This window comes from Actinophytocola sp. (assembly GCF_009379765.1).
Lineage (GTDB): Bacteria > Actinomycetota > Actinomycetes > Mycobacteriales > Pseudonocardiaceae > Actinophytocola.
This window is the reverse complement of sequence record NZ_WHTD01000029.1, coordinates 46,071-62,411: the sequence shown is the minus strand read 5'-3', so window position 1 is coordinate 62,411 and position 16,341 is coordinate 46,071. Positions and strand designations below refer to the sequence as shown.

General features: G+C 71.5%; 14 protein-coding genes and 1 pseudogene. 4 read left to right on the top strand and 11 right to left on the bottom strand.

Annotation, left to right across the window (positions count from 1 at the left end):
* From GEV28_RS11835 to GEV28_RS11820, 4 genes and pseudogenes are all read right to left on the bottom strand, one after another.
* Positions 1–450, bottom strand: a pseudogene (locus tag GEV28_RS11835) (serine--tRNA ligase); the annotation flags it as partial.
* 9 nt (positions 451–459) lie between these two features.
* Positions 460–1,125: a response regulator transcription factor gene (locus GEV28_RS11830; protein ID WP_291411629.1), complete on the bottom strand. Its 666-nt coding sequence runs from the start codon at positions 1,123–1,125 to the stop codon at positions 460–462.
* Between the two features lie 20 nt (positions 1,126–1,145).
* On the bottom strand, positions 1,146–2,315 hold the full coding sequence (gene macS / locus GEV28_RS11825; protein ID WP_291411614.1) for a DUF5931 domain-containing protein: 1,170 nt from the start codon (positions 2,313–2,315) through the stop codon (positions 1,146–1,148).
* Positions 2,300–3,499: an AI-2E family transporter gene (locus GEV28_RS11820; RefSeq protein ID WP_291411612.1), complete on the bottom strand. Its 1,200-nt coding sequence runs from the start codon at positions 3,497–3,499 to the stop codon at positions 2,300–2,302. The genes macS and GEV28_RS11820 overlap by 16 nt, the downstream gene beginning before the upstream one ends.
* Positions 3,500–3,795: 296 nt before the next feature.
* Between GEV28_RS11820 and GEV28_RS11815 the strand changes: the two genes are divergently transcribed.
* Entirely contained in the window at positions 3,796–4,614 is an 819-nt protein-coding gene (locus tag GEV28_RS11815) for a hypothetical protein (protein WP_291411610.1), read from the top strand.
* Positions 4,615–4,867: 253 nt separating this feature from the next.
* Entirely contained in the window at positions 4,868–8,350 is a 3,483-nt protein-coding gene (locus tag GEV28_RS11810) for a hypothetical protein (protein ID WP_291411608.1), read from the top strand.
* On the opposite strand, the gene GEV28_RS42245 is transcribed toward GEV28_RS11810, so the two are convergent.
* The 7 genes from GEV28_RS42245 to GEV28_RS11775 form a co-directional block, all read right to left on the bottom strand.
* Entirely contained in the window at positions 8,328–9,227 is a 900-nt protein-coding gene (locus tag GEV28_RS42245; RefSeq protein WP_367115088.1) for a diguanylate cyclase, read from the bottom strand. The two genes, GEV28_RS11810 and GEV28_RS42245, sit on opposite strands and share 23 nt — an antisense overlap.
* Positions 9,228–9,351: 124 nt before the next feature.
* Positions 9,352–10,725: a replicative DNA helicase gene (dnaB, locus tag GEV28_RS11800; protein ID WP_291411604.1), complete on the bottom strand. Its 1,374-nt coding sequence runs from the start codon at positions 10,723–10,725 to the stop codon at positions 9,352–9,354.
* Between the two features lie 501 nt (positions 10,726–11,226).
* On the bottom strand, positions 11,227–11,679 hold the full coding sequence (gene rplI, locus GEV28_RS11795; RefSeq protein WP_291411602.1) for a 50S ribosomal protein L9: 453 nt from the start codon (positions 11,677–11,679) through the stop codon (positions 11,227–11,229).
* Positions 11,680–11,693: 14 nt separating this feature from the next.
* Positions 11,694–11,945, bottom strand: a complete 252-nt coding sequence (gene rpsR, locus GEV28_RS11790; RefSeq protein WP_291411600.1) for a 30S ribosomal protein S18 — start codon at positions 11,943–11,945, stop codon at positions 11,694–11,696.
* Between the two features lie 43 nt (positions 11,946–11,988).
* The gene (locus GEV28_RS11785; RefSeq protein ID WP_291411598.1) at positions 11,989–12,480 is read right to left on the bottom strand and encodes a single-stranded DNA-binding protein; all 492 of its coding nucleotides are present in this window, start codon (positions 12,478–12,480) and stop codon (positions 11,989–11,991) included.
* A gap of 17 nt (positions 12,481–12,497) precedes the next feature.
* Positions 12,498–12,794, bottom strand: a complete 297-nt coding sequence (gene rpsF / locus GEV28_RS11780) for a 30S ribosomal protein S6 (RefSeq protein ID WP_291411596.1) — start codon at positions 12,792–12,794, stop codon at positions 12,498–12,500.
* A gap of 73 nt (positions 12,795–12,867) precedes the next feature.
* Positions 12,868–13,875: a hypothetical protein gene (locus GEV28_RS11775; RefSeq protein WP_291411594.1), complete on the bottom strand. Its 1,008-nt coding sequence runs from the start codon at positions 13,873–13,875 to the stop codon at positions 12,868–12,870.
* A 192-nt stretch (positions 13,876–14,067) separates the two neighbouring features.
* Between GEV28_RS11775 and GEV28_RS11770 the strand changes: the two genes are divergently transcribed.
* Together GEV28_RS11770 and GEV28_RS11765 are read left to right on the top strand one after the other, a co-directional pair.
* Positions 14,068–14,838, top strand: a complete 771-nt coding sequence (locus GEV28_RS11770; RefSeq protein ID WP_291411592.1) for a deoxyribonuclease IV — start codon at positions 14,068–14,070, stop codon at positions 14,836–14,838.
* Between the two features lie 128 nt (positions 14,839–14,966).
* A complete protein-coding gene (locus GEV28_RS11765) occupies positions 14,967–16,340 on the top strand; it encodes a glycosyltransferase 87 family protein (RefSeq protein ID WP_291411627.1) in 1,374 nt (457 codons plus the stop codon).
* The last annotated feature ends 1 nt before the right edge of the window (position 16,341 follow it).

Sequence of the window (16,341 nt, the reverse complement as noted above, 5' to 3'; positions counted from 1 at the left end):
GTCCAGGATGCCCAGCCGCTCACCGAGATCGACATGGTCGGCCGGCTCGAAGTCGAACGCCGGCACTTCGCCCCAGCGGCCGACCTCCTCGGCGTCGTCCTCGGTGTTGCCGTCGGGCAGCTCGTCGGCGGGCAGGTTCGGCACGCCCAGCAGGAACTCGTCGAGCTCCGCGGCGAGCTGGCGGTGCTGCTCCTCGAGCTCCTGGATGCGGGTCTTGAGCGTGCGCGCGTGCTCGCGCAGCGACGACGCGTCCTCGCCGCGCTTGGCCGCCGCGCCGACCTCCTTGGCCGCCCGGTTGGACTCCGCGCGGGACTCGTCGGCCGCCTGCACGGTGGCCGTGCGCTGACCGAACAGCTTCTCCAGCTGGGTCAGGTCCAGGTGGTAGCCGCGGCGCGCGAGCTTGCGCGCCGCGTCCGTGGCGGGGTCCAGAAGAAGGCGCGGGTCATGCATGTGACCAGCCTATTGCGGCCCGCCATCCGGTTGTTCGTCCAGCCCGTGCTCGATGGCGTAGCGGGCCAGCTCGACCCGGTTGTGCAGCTGCAGCTTGCGCAGCGTCGACTGCACGTGGTTCTCGATCGTGCGGTGCGAGAGCGTGAGCCGGCCCGCGATCTGCCGTGCGGTCAACCCCTTCGCCACCAGGCGGAGCACCTCGGTCTCCCGCTGGGTCAGGCTCGGCTCGTCGAACCCGGCCGGTGACTCGGCGGCCATCCGGCGGTACTCGCCGAGCACCAGGCCGGCGAGCCCGGGCGTGAACACCGCGTCACCGGCCGCGGTCTGCCGCACCGCCTCGGCGAGCTCCGCCACCGACGCCGACTTGATCAGGTACCCCGAGGCGCCCGCCTTCACCGCCTCCAGCACGTCGGCATGCTCGCCCGACGCGGAGAGCACCAGCACCCGGGTGCCGGCGAGCGCGCCGGTGATCTCCCGGATGGCCGCCACCCCGGACACCGGCTCTCCGTTCACCGAGCCCAGGTTGAGGTCCATCAGCACGACGTCCGGCCGCACGGTGCCCGCGATGCGCACCGCCGCGTCGGCGTCGCCCGCGGTGGCGCGCACCTCGAAGCCACGCTCGGCGAGATCCCGAGCCACCCCGTCGCGCCACATCGGGTGATCGTCGACGACCATCACGGTGATCGGCGGCGATGTCACCGGTGGACCCCGGCCCGCCGCGGCACCCGCAGCTCCCACTCCACGCCGGCCCCCGGCGCGGTGTCCACCGTGACGCTCCCGCCGAGGTCGGTGACCCGGCCACGTATCGAGCGCGCGATCCCCATCCGCCCCTCCCTCTCCGCCTCGTCGATCCGGTCCGGCGCGAACCCGACGCCGTCGTCCCGCACGCTCAGGATGATCTCGGCGCCCAGGTCCTCGAGCAGCACCCACGCCCGCGCGTCCCCGCCGGCGTGCTTGGCGACGTTCGACAGCGCCTCGCGCACCACCGCCTCCAGCTCGGCCGCGACCGACGCGGGCAGCCGCACCGCCGTCGCCGGCACCGACACCTGTGTCTGCCCGCTGGCCAGCAACCGCAGCCGGGCACCCAGGTCCGTCGACCCGTCCTCGGCGGACCGTGTCGACTCCGGCGCGGTGGACACCAGCGTGCGCAGCGCGATCTCCTGCTCGCCGGCCAGCCGCGCGAGCTCCGCGGCCTCCCCACCCAGCTCCACGCCACGCCGGCGCACCCTGGCCAGGACCTGCAGCACGCCGTCGTGAATGGACCGGGCGAGCCGCTCCCGCTCGGCGGTGGCCGCCTCCGCCCGCAACGCGGTGGCGAGCCGCTCGGCCGACCGGCGTGACGAGGCTGCCGCCAGGCCGAGCACGAAACCGACCCCCACCAGCAACGTCAGGTCCCGGGTGAGGTCGATGTCGACGTAGCCGCGCACGCCGTAGTTGAACGCGGCGATCACCGCGCCGAACACCGCCCCGACGGTGGGGCCCGCGCACACCGCGCCGGCCGCGACGACCCCGGTGACCCACACCGTGGTGACCAGCGGCACGGTGTCGACGTGCAGCTGCTCCGGCGTGAGCACCAACCGCGACATGCACATCAGCGCGCAGCTCACCGCGAGATCGGCCACGGTGAAGCCGAGCAGCCGGTCGGTCACCCGCAGGTACCGGACCGCGATCACCGCGGTCCACACCGTCATCACGCCGATCGTCACCAGCCCGAGCCTCGGGCGGGCGTACTCGTCGTAGTAGGCGAGGACCACCCCGGCGGCGAACAGCAGCGTGAGCACGCGCAGCACCACCGCCGCGCGCCACAACGGTGTCGTCGGGTCCTTCCGGGCCCATGCACCGGCCGTGGTCACGGTCGTTCCCACGTCGCTTTGGTGTCGCCGGGCTTCTTCTCCTCCACCTGGGGTGTCTCGGTCTCCTGCGCGTGCAGCACGTCGATCTGGTCGGGGTCGGTGCCGTCCTCCTCGGTCAGCAACGACTTGACGCCGGCGTTGAGCACGGCGAGCAGCGGCACCGACAGCAGCGCACCGGCGATCCCGGCGGCGATCAACCCGGCCGCGATGGCGAGCACCACCGCGAGCGGGTGCAGCCGAACCGCGCGGCCGAGCAGCCACGGCTGCAGCACGTGGCTCTCCAGCTGCATCACCCCGATCACGATGGCCAGCACGACCAGTGCCTGGACGAAGCCGTTGGCCACCAGCGCGATCAGGACGGCGACCGTGCCGGCCAGCACCGCACCGATGATCGGCACGAACGCGGACAGGAACACCAGCGCGGACAACGGGATCACCAGGGGAACCCCCACGATCGCGAGCCCGACGCCGATGCCGACCGCGTCGACCAACGCCACGGCCGCCGTGGCCCGCACGTAGCTGACCAGCGCGGCGAACCCGCGGCGGCCGGCCACGTCCACGCGGTCGCGGACCCGCCGCGGGACGGCGCGCGTGACGAAGGTCCAGATGCCCGGGCCGTCGTAGAGGAAGAAGATCAGGACGAACATGATGAGCAGCAGGCCGGTGAGGATCTCGCCGATGGTGGTGGCGGTGGTGATCGCGCCCTCGGTGATCGCCGCCTGGTTGCTCTGGATCGCGTCGACCGTGTCGTTGATGAACGACTGGATCTGCTGGGTGCGCAGGTGCAGCGGCCCGGTGGTGAGCCAGTCACGGATCTGGTCGAGCGAGTCGGACACCTGTTGCTGCAGCTGGGGAAGTCCGTTGGTGAACGTGATGATGACGAACGTGATGAGCCCGCCGACCACCGCGATGCCCAGCACCATCACGATCGCCGACGCCGCGCCGCGCGGAACTCTCCACCGCACCAGGCGATCCACACCCGGCGCCATCAACGCCGCCAGCAGCAACGCGATCGCGATCGGCACGATCAGGTGCGAGAAGTAGCCGGCCAGGTACACGATGACGTACAGCGCGGCGATGACGACGATGAACCGCCAGGACAGCGCCGCGCTGACCCGAAGCCCTGTGGGCACAAGCTCGGTGACGTCGGCCGGGGGCTTGCGCGAGGACTTCTGCTCGCGACGAGATCTGGTCACATCGAAACGGTATCGATCGACTCGGACGTCCGGCAGGTGATCCGGCGGTCGGTCGGCACATTTTCGTGCCTGTGGACGGATTTTGCCGACATGGCCGCTCGCCTGTGGTGACTACGGTTCGTGAGTTGTGGAAACACACTGTGTTCGTCACACGATCAGGGGGTTCAGCCGCGTTGAGCGTGCGTTGCGGCCCCGCGTAGTGAAAACCTCCTGCTGCACGGCCCGCCGGAACCAAACGTGACCGAGTGAGTGCGAAGCGTTCGCAGGCGGAGCTCCGAACCAGACAAGGACTCTGAGTGGACCAGGCGACCAGCAGTGTGCGGGAGACGGCCGCGTTCGCGCGGCGCGTCGTCGTACGCACGTTGACGGTCGTCGGCGGCGCAGCCGCCGGAACCGCCATCGCCTGGTGCCTGTCGACCACGGGGGCGTCCGCCGACACGGCGCCGACCGCTCCCGAGATCCCGGTCGTCACCACCGTCGTCGCGCCCGTCTCCGACGCGGTGCACTCGGTCGTCGACAACCTGCGCGACACCCCGCCGCCGAAGAACCCGCTCGGGGAGTTCGGCGAGAAGGTCAACGAGGCGGCCGACCGGTTCGGCGAGCGCGCCTCGGACCGCGTCGAGCAGCTACCGCAGTGTGCGGACAAGCTGTGCGGCGTCCACGGCGACATCGAGGGCATCGGCGGCGACGTGCGGGCGCCGGGCGACGACAGCGGCCTCGGCCGGTCGGACAGCCCCGCGAGCTCGCCGGCCGCCGCGGGGTCCGGCTCCGTCGCCACCGCCGGCGTCGACCCGGACCGGACGGCCGAGCACACCGCCACCGGCCGCGCGCACTCGGACGGCATGTCCCGGCGTGGCTCGCCGGATCCGGGCGCGCCGTCCTCCCCGGATCTCCCGACCTGGCCGACGCCGTTCGCGCCGGCTCTGCCGGCTCTGCCGACCGTGCCGACCTCGAGCCACAACGGCTCCACCGGCAACCCGGCCGACCCGTCGCTGTTCGCGGCGCTTCCGTGGCAGGACCGCGCGACCGCGCTGGTTCGCGGGCTCACCGTGCCCGCCACCGTGGCCACCACTTTCGGGCGCGTCGGCGCACAGCCCGGCGTCAGCCCTGACTGAGTAAGCGGCGCGACCGGCCCGAGCCCAGGTGCTCGGTGTGCCCGGTGCACCGCCGTGCGGTGCCGCGCCCATCCCCCGCGGGCTCCTGCCCGCCTCCGACCCGGGTGGTCGTCTGCCCCGACACGCGTCTCCACGTCGACCCGTGTCCGGCCACCCGCCAAAACCCCCAAGGGAAATACGAAAGGAGCATCACACGATGCAAACCTGGGCGAAGCGGGGTCTCCAGACCGCGCTAGTCACTGGTGGTTTGCTGATGCTGGGTACCGGCATCGCTTCTGCCGACGAGGACGTCAACCCGGACAAGCCGGCATCGCCGCTTGACGGTTCGATCACCGTCCCCGTCCACATCGACAACAACGCGCTCGGCACGCCGTTCGGCCAGAAGGCCGTGCCGACGATCCACAAGGACCTCCGGGTCAGCGTCGCCGACCTGACCGGCGCCGTGCCGATGGCGGACAAGGCCGCCCCGGCCGTCGCGCCCGTGGTGGACAAGGCCCGGCAGGCCGCGGCCCCGGTCGCCGGCAAGGTCACCGACCAGGCCCAGCCCGTCGTCGACGGCGTCACCGCCAAGGTGACCGACCAGGCCCAGCCGGTCACGGACAGGGTCACGGACAAGGCCACACCGCTCACGGACAAGGCCGAGGCCACCGCCGCCAAGGCGGGCCTGAACGTCCCGAGCACCCCCGCGCTCCCGCGGACGCCCGGTCTGCCCGACGTCGAGGGCGTGCTGGCCGGCAACCGGGTCGACGGCGACGTGGTCGTGCCGGTGGTCATCACCGGCAACGCGGTCGCGATCGCCGGCAAGGCCGAGGTCGAGGACGAGTCCCACACGCGGTACGACGCCGGCCACGAGAACGTCGTGACCAACGGCGAGGGCACCTTCCTCGGCGGCAACGTGGTCGACCTCGACTACGCCGCGCCGATCCAGATCACCGGCAACGCGATCGCCGCGCTGGGCAAGGCGTCCGCGGAGAGCTCCGCGACGCACGAGACGACCGCGACGAGCGACGTCACCACCGACGGCAGCAACGGCTTCCTGGCCGGCAACGCCGTCGCCGGCCACGGTGCCACCCCGGTGCAGGTCACCGGCAACGCGATCGCCGGCGCCGGCAGGTCCGAGGCCATGTCCGAGGCGGAGACCTCGGCGACCTCGGGTGGCTACGTGCTCACCTCCGGCATGGACAGCGCGGGCTCGGGCAACGCCGCGGGCGTGCCGGTCGCCACCCCGGTCGAGCTCAACGGGAACGCGGTCGCGGGCCTCGGCAAGTCCGACGCGGAGTCCGACTCCACCGCGGACGCCCAGGCGGGCAAGGAGCGGCCCGGCCTCTACGGCGTGCCGACCTACATCGAGACCAACGGCGACCCGGCGCTGCTCGCGGGCAACGTCGCGCAGCCCGCGGCCAGCGGTCCGGTCCTGCTCTGCGGCAACGCGGGTGCGGCGGCCGGCGGCTCCTCCGCGGACTGCACCAGCAGCACCGAGACCGACGCGGGCGGCGGCAACCGCAGCACCGGTGAGGGCTCGGTCGCGTCCGGCTCGATCGCGCACGCGCCGGTGGCACTGCCCGCCGACGGCTTCGGCAACGCCGCGGCCGCTGTGGGCAACGCCGAGGCCACGGCCGACAACACGGTCGACTCGACCGCGGGCGGCGACTCGTACACGCGTGGCCACGACAGCGTGCTGTCCGGCACCACCGCCACCGCCCCCGTCGGCGGCCCGGCGGAGGTGTTCACCAACGCCGCGGCCGGCGCGGGTGCCGCCTCGGCCGACTCCGTCAACGACGTGACCTCGACCGCGGGCGGCAACACCGGTACCACCGGTGACGACTCCGCCGGTGGCGGCAACGCGGTCACCACGCCCGTCTCGCTCCCGGTCGAGGGCTTCGGCAACACCGGCGCGGCTGCCGGTGGCGCCCAGGCCGCGGCCGTCGAGACCAAGGAGACGACCACCGGCGGCGGCAGCAACACCGACGACGACAACGGTCTGCTCGCCTCCAACCTGGTGAGCACTCCGGTCGCGGGCGCGGCGCAGGCGTTCGGCAACAGCGCGGGCGCGGTGGCCTTCACCGAGGCCATGGCCGCGACCGACAACGTGGTCACGGCCGGCGGCGACAACAAGGCCACCGGTACGGCGGGCCTCGGCTCCGGCAACATCGGCACGGTTCCGGTGTCCGTCCCGGCCCAGGTGTTCGGGACCGGCGTCAGCGGTCTCGCCGCGGGCCAGCAGGCAGCCATCGCCGACACCGAGACCACCGCCGGTGGCGACAACATGAGCGACGGCGCCAACTCCGCCGGCTCGGGCAACGTCGTTTCGGCCCCGGTCGGCTCGGCCGCCCAGGCGTTCGGCGAGTCCGCCGCGGCGCTGGGTCTCAACGACTCGGCCGCGTCCTCGGACACCGAGTCCACCGCGGGTGGCGACACCGAGACCGACGGCACCGCCGGCCTCATCTCCGGCAACGTCGTCAGCCCGCAGGCCCTGCCGGTCGCGCAGAGCTTCGCGGCGGTCGCGTCCGGCGTGGGCGGGGTCAACTCGTCCGTGGCAGACAACGACAGCGACGCCACCTCGGGCGGTGACATCGACACCGCGGGTGACGCCGGCTTCCTGTCCGGAAACCTGGTCGACGTGCCGGCGGGCGCGGTCGCGCAGCCGTTCGGCGACGCGGTCTCCGCGGTGGAGAGCCAGTCGGTGGCGTCCGGCGACAACGTGAGCGAGGGCTCGGTCGGTGGCACGTCCACCACGAGCGGCGAGTTCGGCTCGCTCTCCGGCATCGACGGCACGCTGCCGGTCGGCGCCAACGCGCCGGTCTACGACGTGCCGGTGGAGGTGCTCGCCCAGGCGATCACCGAGTCGGCCAACGACAGCGAGCTGTCCGTCGGCGAGGGCCAGCCGCAGCTGGACCTGCCGGTGAGCGGCGGCCTCTCGCCGACCGAGCTGCCGTCGATCCTGCCGACGCAGGGGCGTTCGATGCCGCGTGACGTCGCGCTGCCGGCCGCCGAGCTGACCCCGTTCGCGGGGTCGTTCAGCGGGGTGCTGACCGGGTTCGCGGACGGCATGACCGGGCTCCCCGGCCAGGACCGGGTGACCGAGGTCGCCGACACGGTCACCGGTGCGGACGAGTACCACATCCTCCCGTACCCGATGCCGCGGTCCCGCCAGGACATCCCGTTCGAGACGGTCAGCGGCACGCTGTTCAGTGCCGCCGACCCGGCCGCCGACCCGGCCGCCGCCGTGCTGGCGGTGCCGGCCGGCGCGCTCAGCCTGGGCGACGCCCGTTCGGCGTCCGAGCTGCCGGTGGGCCTGCCCGCCGTCGGTGACGTGCCGATGAACGAGATCCCGCTGGAGGAGCTGCCGATCAGCGACGAGCTGGCCGGTGCGCCGACCATGCTGTCCGGTGCCACGGAGTCGTTCCCGGCCGTGGGCGACGCCACCGACGCGACCACCCTGCTGCCGGCGGTTCCCGCCGTGGGTGACCTCGCCGACGTGACCACCCAGATGCCCGCCCTCCCGGCGGCGCCGCAGGTGGCCGGCCTGACCGACGTCACCCAGGTGGTGCCCACCGTTCCGGCGGTCGGCGATGTCACCGCGGTGCCGGCCGTGCAGGCCCCGTCGCTGAACACCCTGCCGGTCGAGGCCCCGGCGCTGTCCGATGTCGACGCCACGTCCGCCCTGGACGACGCGTCGCTGTCCGACACGCGGGCCGCGCTGGCGAACCTGTTCACCACCCACCCGATCGGCTGATCGGGATCCATGACGAAGGGCCCGGGAGCCGTTGGGTTCCCGGGCCCTTCGCTATGCGAGCCGTCTTTGGGCCTGACACACGAGGTCGTACACGGTGTCGGCGCCGTGGCTGGTCGCCCACCCCACCCGCACCGGATGCCCGACGAGCCGGGAGACCCGCTCCGCGAGCACACCCCCGGCGTTCCGCGGCTGCTCCCCCACGACGGCGAACGCCGCCGCCGTACCGGGCGACGGTGTGGTCCTCACGCAGCCCGCCGGTCAGCCGCTCGGCGACCGTGCGCAGCAACCGGTCCCCGTCCTCGACGGGCAACGCAGCGAGCCCACGAAGATCGGCGAGCACGAACGTGACGACGGACCCCCGCGCCCGGCCTCGGCGCAACGCCTGGTCGAGCCGGTCGAACAAGAGCACGCGGTTGGCGAGCCCGGTTAGCGGATCGAGCAAACCCTTGCCCCGCCAGATATCCGTGTACACCGGCCGCAGCACGACGAGCACAAGTCGTTCCTCGCGAAGGGTTGCCGGGTAGAGCTCGAGCCACAATCTGCGTGGCGGCGGGTGCCGAGCGGTGACCACGACCGGGATGGTCGCGGGCGTGTCCGCGTCCCTTGCCTGTGCCGCAAGGACATGGAGTTCGGGCAGCGGTGCGCCGTGATCGTCGCGGAGCCGCCAGCCGTCCGGCCGCGCACCTCCGGGATCGCACCCGAGGAGCTGGGCCGCGGCCTCGGAGGTCGCCCGCACGGCGCCGTCCGCATGGATGAGCAGCAACCCGACCCCGAGCTCGGCGACCAACTCCGCCCAGCAGGCCTCGGCCAGGTGCGGCACACCGGCACGGCGACAGTCATCGACAACCTCGGATCCGCATGTGCCCCCGCACCTCATGACGAATGTCCGTGCAGCCTCTCGTGTCCACCATGGACAGAGCAAGCGCCGCATACCCCCGTAGCGGTGAATCCGTTGCCATTTGGTGCGCTTACATCCGTGGCGATGGCTGAAAGCGGCGGGGTCAGCCCTGGGCGAGGTCCGCGAAGCGGGAGTAGTGCAGCTGGTGCGCGACGGTCACCGTCGCGGTGGGGCCCGCTCGGTGCTTGGCCAGGATCAGGTCGGCCTCGCCCGCCCTCGGGTCGTCGCGTTCCCAGGCGTCCGGGCGGTTGATCAGGATCACGATGTCCGCGTCCTGCTCCAGGGAGCCGGACTCACGCAGGTCGGCCAGCATCGGCCGCTTGTCCGTGCGCTGCTCGGGGCCACGGTTCAGCTGGCTGATCGCCACGACGGGCACTTCCAGCTCCTTGGCCAGCAGCTTCAGCTGCCTCGAGAACTCCGAGACCTCCTGCTGGCGACTCTCCACCCGCTTGCCGGACGTCATCAGCTGCATGTAGTCGACCACGATGAGCTTGAGGTCGTGCCTTTGCTTGAGGCGCCGTGCCTTCGCGCGGATCTCCATCATCGTCAGGTTCGGGGAGTCGTCCACGAACAGCGGCGCCTCGCTGACCTCGCTCATCCGGCGGGCCAGCCTCGTCCAGTCGTCGTCGGTCATGCGGCCGCCGCGCATGTCGGCCAGGCGGATCTTGGCCTCCGCCGAGAGCATGCGCATCACGATCTCGGTGCGGCTCATCTCCAGCGAGAAGATGACGCTGGTCATCCCGTGCTTCACCGAACAGGACCGGGTGAAGTCGAGGCCCAGCGTCGACTTGCCGATGCCGGGCCGGGCGGCCACGATGATCATCTGGCCGGGGTGCAGGCCGTTGGTGACCGCGTCCAGGTCTTCGAACCCCGTTGGTACGCCCAGCGACGAGCCGCCACGGGAGGCGATGGCGTCGATCTCGTCCATGGTCGGCTGCAGGAGCTCCTCGAGCGCGACGTAGTCCTCGCTCATCCGGCGCTCGGTGACCTCGTAGATGGACGACTGCGCGCGGTCGACCACCTCGTTGACGTCCGCGCCCTCGGCGCCGGCGTAGCCCAGCTGCACGATCCGGGTGCCGGCCTCGACGAGGCGCCGGAGAATGGCCTTCTCCGCCACGATCTCCGCGTAGTACCCGGCGTTCGCCGCCGTCGGCACCGTCGCGATCAACGTGTGCAGGTACGGCGCCCCGCCGACGCGGAGCAGCTCGCTGCGTCGCTCCAGCTCCGCGGCCACGGTGACGGCGTCGGCCGGCTCGCCTCGGCCGTAGAGGTCGAGCACACAGTCGTAGACCATCTGGTGCGCCGGCCGGTAGAAGTCCCCTGGGCGGAGCACCTCGACCACGTCGGCGATGGCGTCCTTGGACAGCATCATGCCGCCCAACACGCTCTGTTCCGCTGCCAGATCCTGCGGCGGCTGCCGGTCGAGCCCACTCCCCGCGGGAGCGGCCGCGGGTGGCCGATCATCGGTCAGCGCCACCGAGAACCCCTCCTAGAACATCGCACAGGTGTTCGATACTACACGTTAGGCACCCGCGGCGATGGCAGCAAGGACCCCGGGCCCACCGGCGTGTCGCGAGTGGGGTGACGGGGAGCGCTGCGCCTACACAGAGCTAGGAGCCACGCGAGAGGTTAGGGGTCTTGATCGAGTCATGCCAAACCCTGCTGGGGACGCTTCTGTGGACAGCCTGGGGATGCATGCGCGCAACGAACCCCAGGGCGGAGAGAAGGTGGGGACAACTTGTGGACAGCTCTCTCAACATACGATAAACGCGCAGCTCAGGGCTTGTGTACAGGTTGTGGAAAAACTAACCGGTCCGACTGCGGCGTGTCGCGTGAAAATGCCTTGTCGGCGTGTCGTCCGGCGGGCTCCCCGTGCGGGTTAACCCACATGTGGATAACTCGACCGGACAGCATCAGCCCCGTGTCGCGCTCGGTGAGCCCGACACGGGGCTGAGGATGATCGTTACTCTCTGTCAGCTCAGCCGGCGGTGACGTCCAGGTTGAAGGCGACGGTGACCTCCGGGTGCAGCCGCACGCTGACCGAATGCTTGCCGACGGTCTTGATGTGACCGGTCAGCTCCACGGAGCGCTTGTCGAGCACCGGGCCGCCGGCGGCCTTGACCGCGGACACGACGTCGGCCGTGGTGACCGAGCCGAACAGCTTGCCCGAGCCGGCCGCGGCCTTGGCCCTGAACGGCACCGGGTCGATGCTCTGCAGGGTGGCCTTGACCTCCTGCGCGTGGTCCAGACCCCGGATCGACCGCGCGGTCTGCGCCCGGCGGATGGTCTGCACCTGCTTCTCCGCGCCCTTGGTGGCGACGATCGCCAGCTTCCGGGGCAGCAGGTAGTTGCGCCCGTAGCCGTCCTTGACCTCGACGATGTCGCCCGGCCCACCGAGGCCGGACACGTCGGCGGTGAGGATGAGTTTCATCTGCGGACTCCTGATCAGCGCGCGGTCGACGTGTAGGGCAGCAGCGCCATCTCCCGCGCGTTCTTCACCGCGATGGCGACGTCGCGCTGGTGCTGGCTGCAGTTGCCGGTGACCCGGCGGGCACGGATCTTGCCGCGGTCGGAGATGTACTTCCGGAGCAGCGTGGTGTCCTTGTAGTCGATCGCCTGGGTCTCGCCCTTGGACTTCTTCGACTTGCAGAACACGCAAACCTTCTTCTTGGGCTTGCGAATGGGTGGCTTGGCCACGGTTGGTCTCCCGAGTAGTCAGTGAAAGCGATGCGTGTCGGTGTCAGAACGGTGGCTCGTCGCTGAACCCGCCGCCGGAACCGGCGGGCGGGGCGGAGCCCCACGGGTCATCAGCGGGGGCGCCGCCGCCGGAGCCGCCGGAGCCGCCGAAGCCACCCCCGCCGGAGCCCCGGCTCACCTTGTTGACCTTGGCGGTGGCGTACCGCAACGACGGGCCGATCTCGTCGACCTCGAGCTCCACGACGGTGCGCTTCTCACCCTCGCGGGTCTCGAAGGACCGCTGCTTGAGCCGCCCGCTGACGATCACGCGGGCGCCGCGGGTGAGCGACTCGGCCACGTTCTCGGCGGACTGCCGCCAGATGTTGCACCGCATGAAGAGCGCCTCGCCGTCCTTCCATTCACCGCTCTGGCGGTCGAATGTCCGGGGTGTCGAAGCGACGGTGAAGTTGGCCACCGCGGCGCCGGACTGCGTGAACCGCAGCTCGGGGTCGGCGGTGAGATTGCCGATGACAGTGATGACGGTGTCGCCAGCCATAGCTGTACCTCCCGGTCTCAGGCTCCTGCGGGGTCGCGCCGCAGGACCTTGGTCCGCAGCACCGACTCCTGGAGTCCCAACTGGCGGTCCAACTCCTTCACCGCGTCCGGATCCGCGTTCACGTCGAGCACCGCGTAGATGCCCTCGGTGTGCTTGTTGATCTCGAACGACAACCGACGCTTGCCCCACACGTCGACCTTCTCCACGTTTCCGCCGGAAGTGCGGATGACGTTGAGGAACGTGTCGAGGGACGGAGCGACTGTGCGCTCGTCGAGCGTGGGGTCGAGGATGACCATTACCTCGTAATGACGCATGAAGACCACTCACCTCCTGTGGACTCGGCGGCCACGGACTCTCCGTGGCAGGAGGGGTCTTGCGAGAGACAGGCTACAGGGCGGCCGCGGGCGTGCGGCGCAGCACCCAGGTACGCACGAGCGCGGCGGTGACCATGGACAGCGCGAGCACCGCCAGCAGCACCGGGAAGGCGATCTTCTGGCCCTCCGGCGGGGTCAGCGCCTCGGCCCGGCCGGCCGCCTGCACGCCGTCGCCGGGGTTGTCGGTGCCGAGGATGCCGAACTGCGGGGTGTAGCCGGGCACGCTGCCGCCGTAGCGGACGCCGGGCGACGGTGCGAACAGGCCGGGCCGGGCGAACGGGATCGAGCCGTAGTCGGCCATCGGCGAGCGGCCGAAGTTCCACAGGCCTGGTTCGTACAGCGACCAGCCACCGGGCTGGTAGCCGCCGAGCGGGGGCTGGTTGGGACCGGGCATGCCGGTGTTCGGGCCGCCGCCGGTGCCGGGGGTCTGACCGCCGGGAGTCTCGCCGCCGGGGTTGCCCGGGCCGAGCCCGGTGCTGCCTCCGGGGATGATGCCGGCGACGGCCTTCTCGGAGGCGTCCGCGACGGCGTCCGTGCCGTCCTGGACCGGGGCGGCGACGGTGTTCGCGACGTCCACGACGATGCCGCAGCCGGACGTCAGGGCGCTCTGGACGCCGCCGAGGATCTGTGCGAGGACGCCGCCGATGAGCGGGATGCTCTTGATGGCCGCCTGGATCCGCGGCAGCGCGGCCGAGGCGATCTGGCTGCCGGAGACCGACGTGTCGGTGGCGGGCAGCGTGCCGAGCGGGATGTTGCCCATCTTCGAGACCTGCGTGCTGACCGCGCCGACCAGGCCGGGGCCGAGGATCGGGACCGCGCGGACCACGTTGAGCACCGGCGCGAGCACGGCGGAGGGGCTCAGCGCGAGCGGCTGGCCCGGCGTGCCCTGGACAGTGGTGGAGCAGTCGCCGACCACGATGGGCTCGGCCGCGCTCGCCGTGCCGCCCGAGACCAGCCCGGTGGCACACACGGCCAGGACGAGAGCGGCCGCGGCCGCGGCACCTCGCACGCGCCCTCGCATGTCGCCTCCCGCTCGGAGTACTGGTCGGTAACACCTACCAGGTCTAACGACCGTAACCTGCGACGGTGACGGTGACCAGGCGGATCGAATCGGCGGACCGGCCGGACCCGCACGGGGTAGGCCGACCGGAGTAGTCGAGAGCGGGCGGGCGCCTCCCGTTTGTGTCCGACCCGCCGACTACGCTCGCGGGCCATGAGCATCGGCGCGCACATCCACAGCGACGACCCGCTCGGCGCCGCGCGTGCGCGAGGTGCGGACGTCGTGCAGTTCTTCCTCGGCGCCCCGCAGAGTTGGAAGGCGCAGCCGCCGCACCCGCAGGCCGACGCCCTGCGCGAGGCCGGCATCGACGTGTTCGTCCACTCGCCGTACCCGGTCAACATCGCCTCGACCAACAACCGGATCCGCATCCCGTCGCGCAAGACGGTCACCCAGTACGCCGAGTCGGCCGCGGCCACCGGCGCCAAGGGCCTGATCGTGCACGGTGGACACGTCATCCAGGGCGAGGATCCGGCGCAGGGACTGGTCAACTGGCGCAAGTTCTTCGAGCGGCAGGCCGAGGCCGGCGGGTTCCCGCTGCCCGTCCTCATCGAGAACACTGCGGGCGGCGACAACGCGATGGCCCGCAAGTTCGACATGCTGGCCCGGCTCTGGGACGAGGTCGGCGAGTTCGGCGCCGGGTTCTGCCTCGACACCTGCCACGCGCACGCCGCGGGCGAGGAGCTGTCCGGCATCGTCGACCGGGTCAAGGCCATCACCGGCCGGATCGACCTGGTGCACCTGAACAGCTCACGCGACGAGTTCGACTCCGCCCGGGACCGGCACGCCAACATCAAGACTGGCATGATCGAGCCGGAGCTGCTGGCGGCCGTGGCCAAGGAGGCGGGCTCGCCGGTCGTGGTGGAGACCCCGGCCGAGGGCCAGGCGGAGGACATCGCGTTCCTGCGCGAGGCCACGGGGCGGTGAGCGCGCTGCCGGCCGGTGCGGCGGCGAAGAGGAAGGCGGACGATCCCGTGTCCGAGGAGGTCGCCCCCCCGGACGAGGCCAGTCGGTCCCGCGGACGGGTCCGCCGCACCGCGTCCCGGCTCGGTCCGCTGGCGCTGATCGCGCTGGTGCTGTTCTGCGGCGGCACGCTCATCCTCGGCTTCGTCAACAAGGACAGGTGCACCGGTCCGGAGTTCAACGAGCTCGGCCGCAGCGGCCCGGACTACGACCTGCGCAGCAAGCAGGACGTCTGCTACTCCGACATCCAGTTCCTGTGGATCGGCAGGGACATCGACCGGCACGTGTTCCCTTACGTCGACGGCAAGCTCACCGACGATGGCCAGCCGGTCGGCGGGGTCGTCGAGTACCCCGTGCTCACCGGCGTGGTCATCTGGGCCTCGGCGCTGTTCGCGCACACGGACGCCCAGTTCCTGCTGCTGTCCGCGCTCGTGCTCGCGCCGTTCGGGCTGTGTACCGCGTGGCTGCTGGGCCGGATGTCCGGCTGGCGGGCACTGCTGTGGGCGATCGGGCCGCCGCTGGTCATGTACGCGTTCCACAACTGGGAGCTCCCGGTCGTGCTGTGCGCGGTGGCCGCGTTCTACGTGGTGCACCGCGGCTGGGGCGCGCGTGGTGCGGATCGGCCGCTACTGACCAGGGCAACGGTCTCCGCGGTGCTGCTGGGGCTCGGCTTCGCGTTCAAGGTGTACCCGGCGATCTTCGTGCTGCCGCTGATGCTCTACGTGTTGACGGGCGGCCGCGGCGGCGCCGAGTTCGCCGGCCGGGTCAAGGGCAGGGCGCTGGACTGGGCCGGCGCGGTGCGGGTGGGCGCGGCCGCGCTCGGCACCGCGGTGCTGGTGAACATCCCCTTCGCCGTCGCCGGGTTCGACGGGCTCAAAGCGTCGTTCACGTTCCAGATGCTGCGCAAGGCCGACATCACGACCAACTCCATCTGGTTCTGGGGCCTGCGCCCCGAGTCCGACCCGGACAACGAGTCCGTGCAGGAGCTCATCAGCGTGCTCTCGCCGACGCTGATGCTGGTCTCGTTCGTGGTCGCGTGCGCGCTGGGCTGGGTGCGCTACCAGCGGCAGGGCACGTATCCGTGGCTGGCGGTCTCGGCGGCGATGCTGTGCGGGTTTTTGTTGCTGCACAAGGTGCACTCGCCGCAGTACACGCTCTGGCTCGTGCCGATGTTCGTGCTGCTGCGGATCCGGTGGGGCTGGATCGTGGCCTACTTCCTGGCCGATCTCGCGATGGGCATCGGGATCTTTCGCTGGTACTACGAGATCTTCTACGGCAAGCACGGCGGGATCTACGACGGCCTGGCCGCGCAGGCCGTGATGGTCGGGGTCTGGGGCCGGGCCGCGCTGCTGGTCGGGCTGTTCTACGCGTTCCTGGTCGCCAGGTCCACGATGGACGACGACCCGCCACTCGCCGGCGGTCCCGGCACACCGGCCGAGCCGACCACCGCGCCGGGCCGCGCCTGAG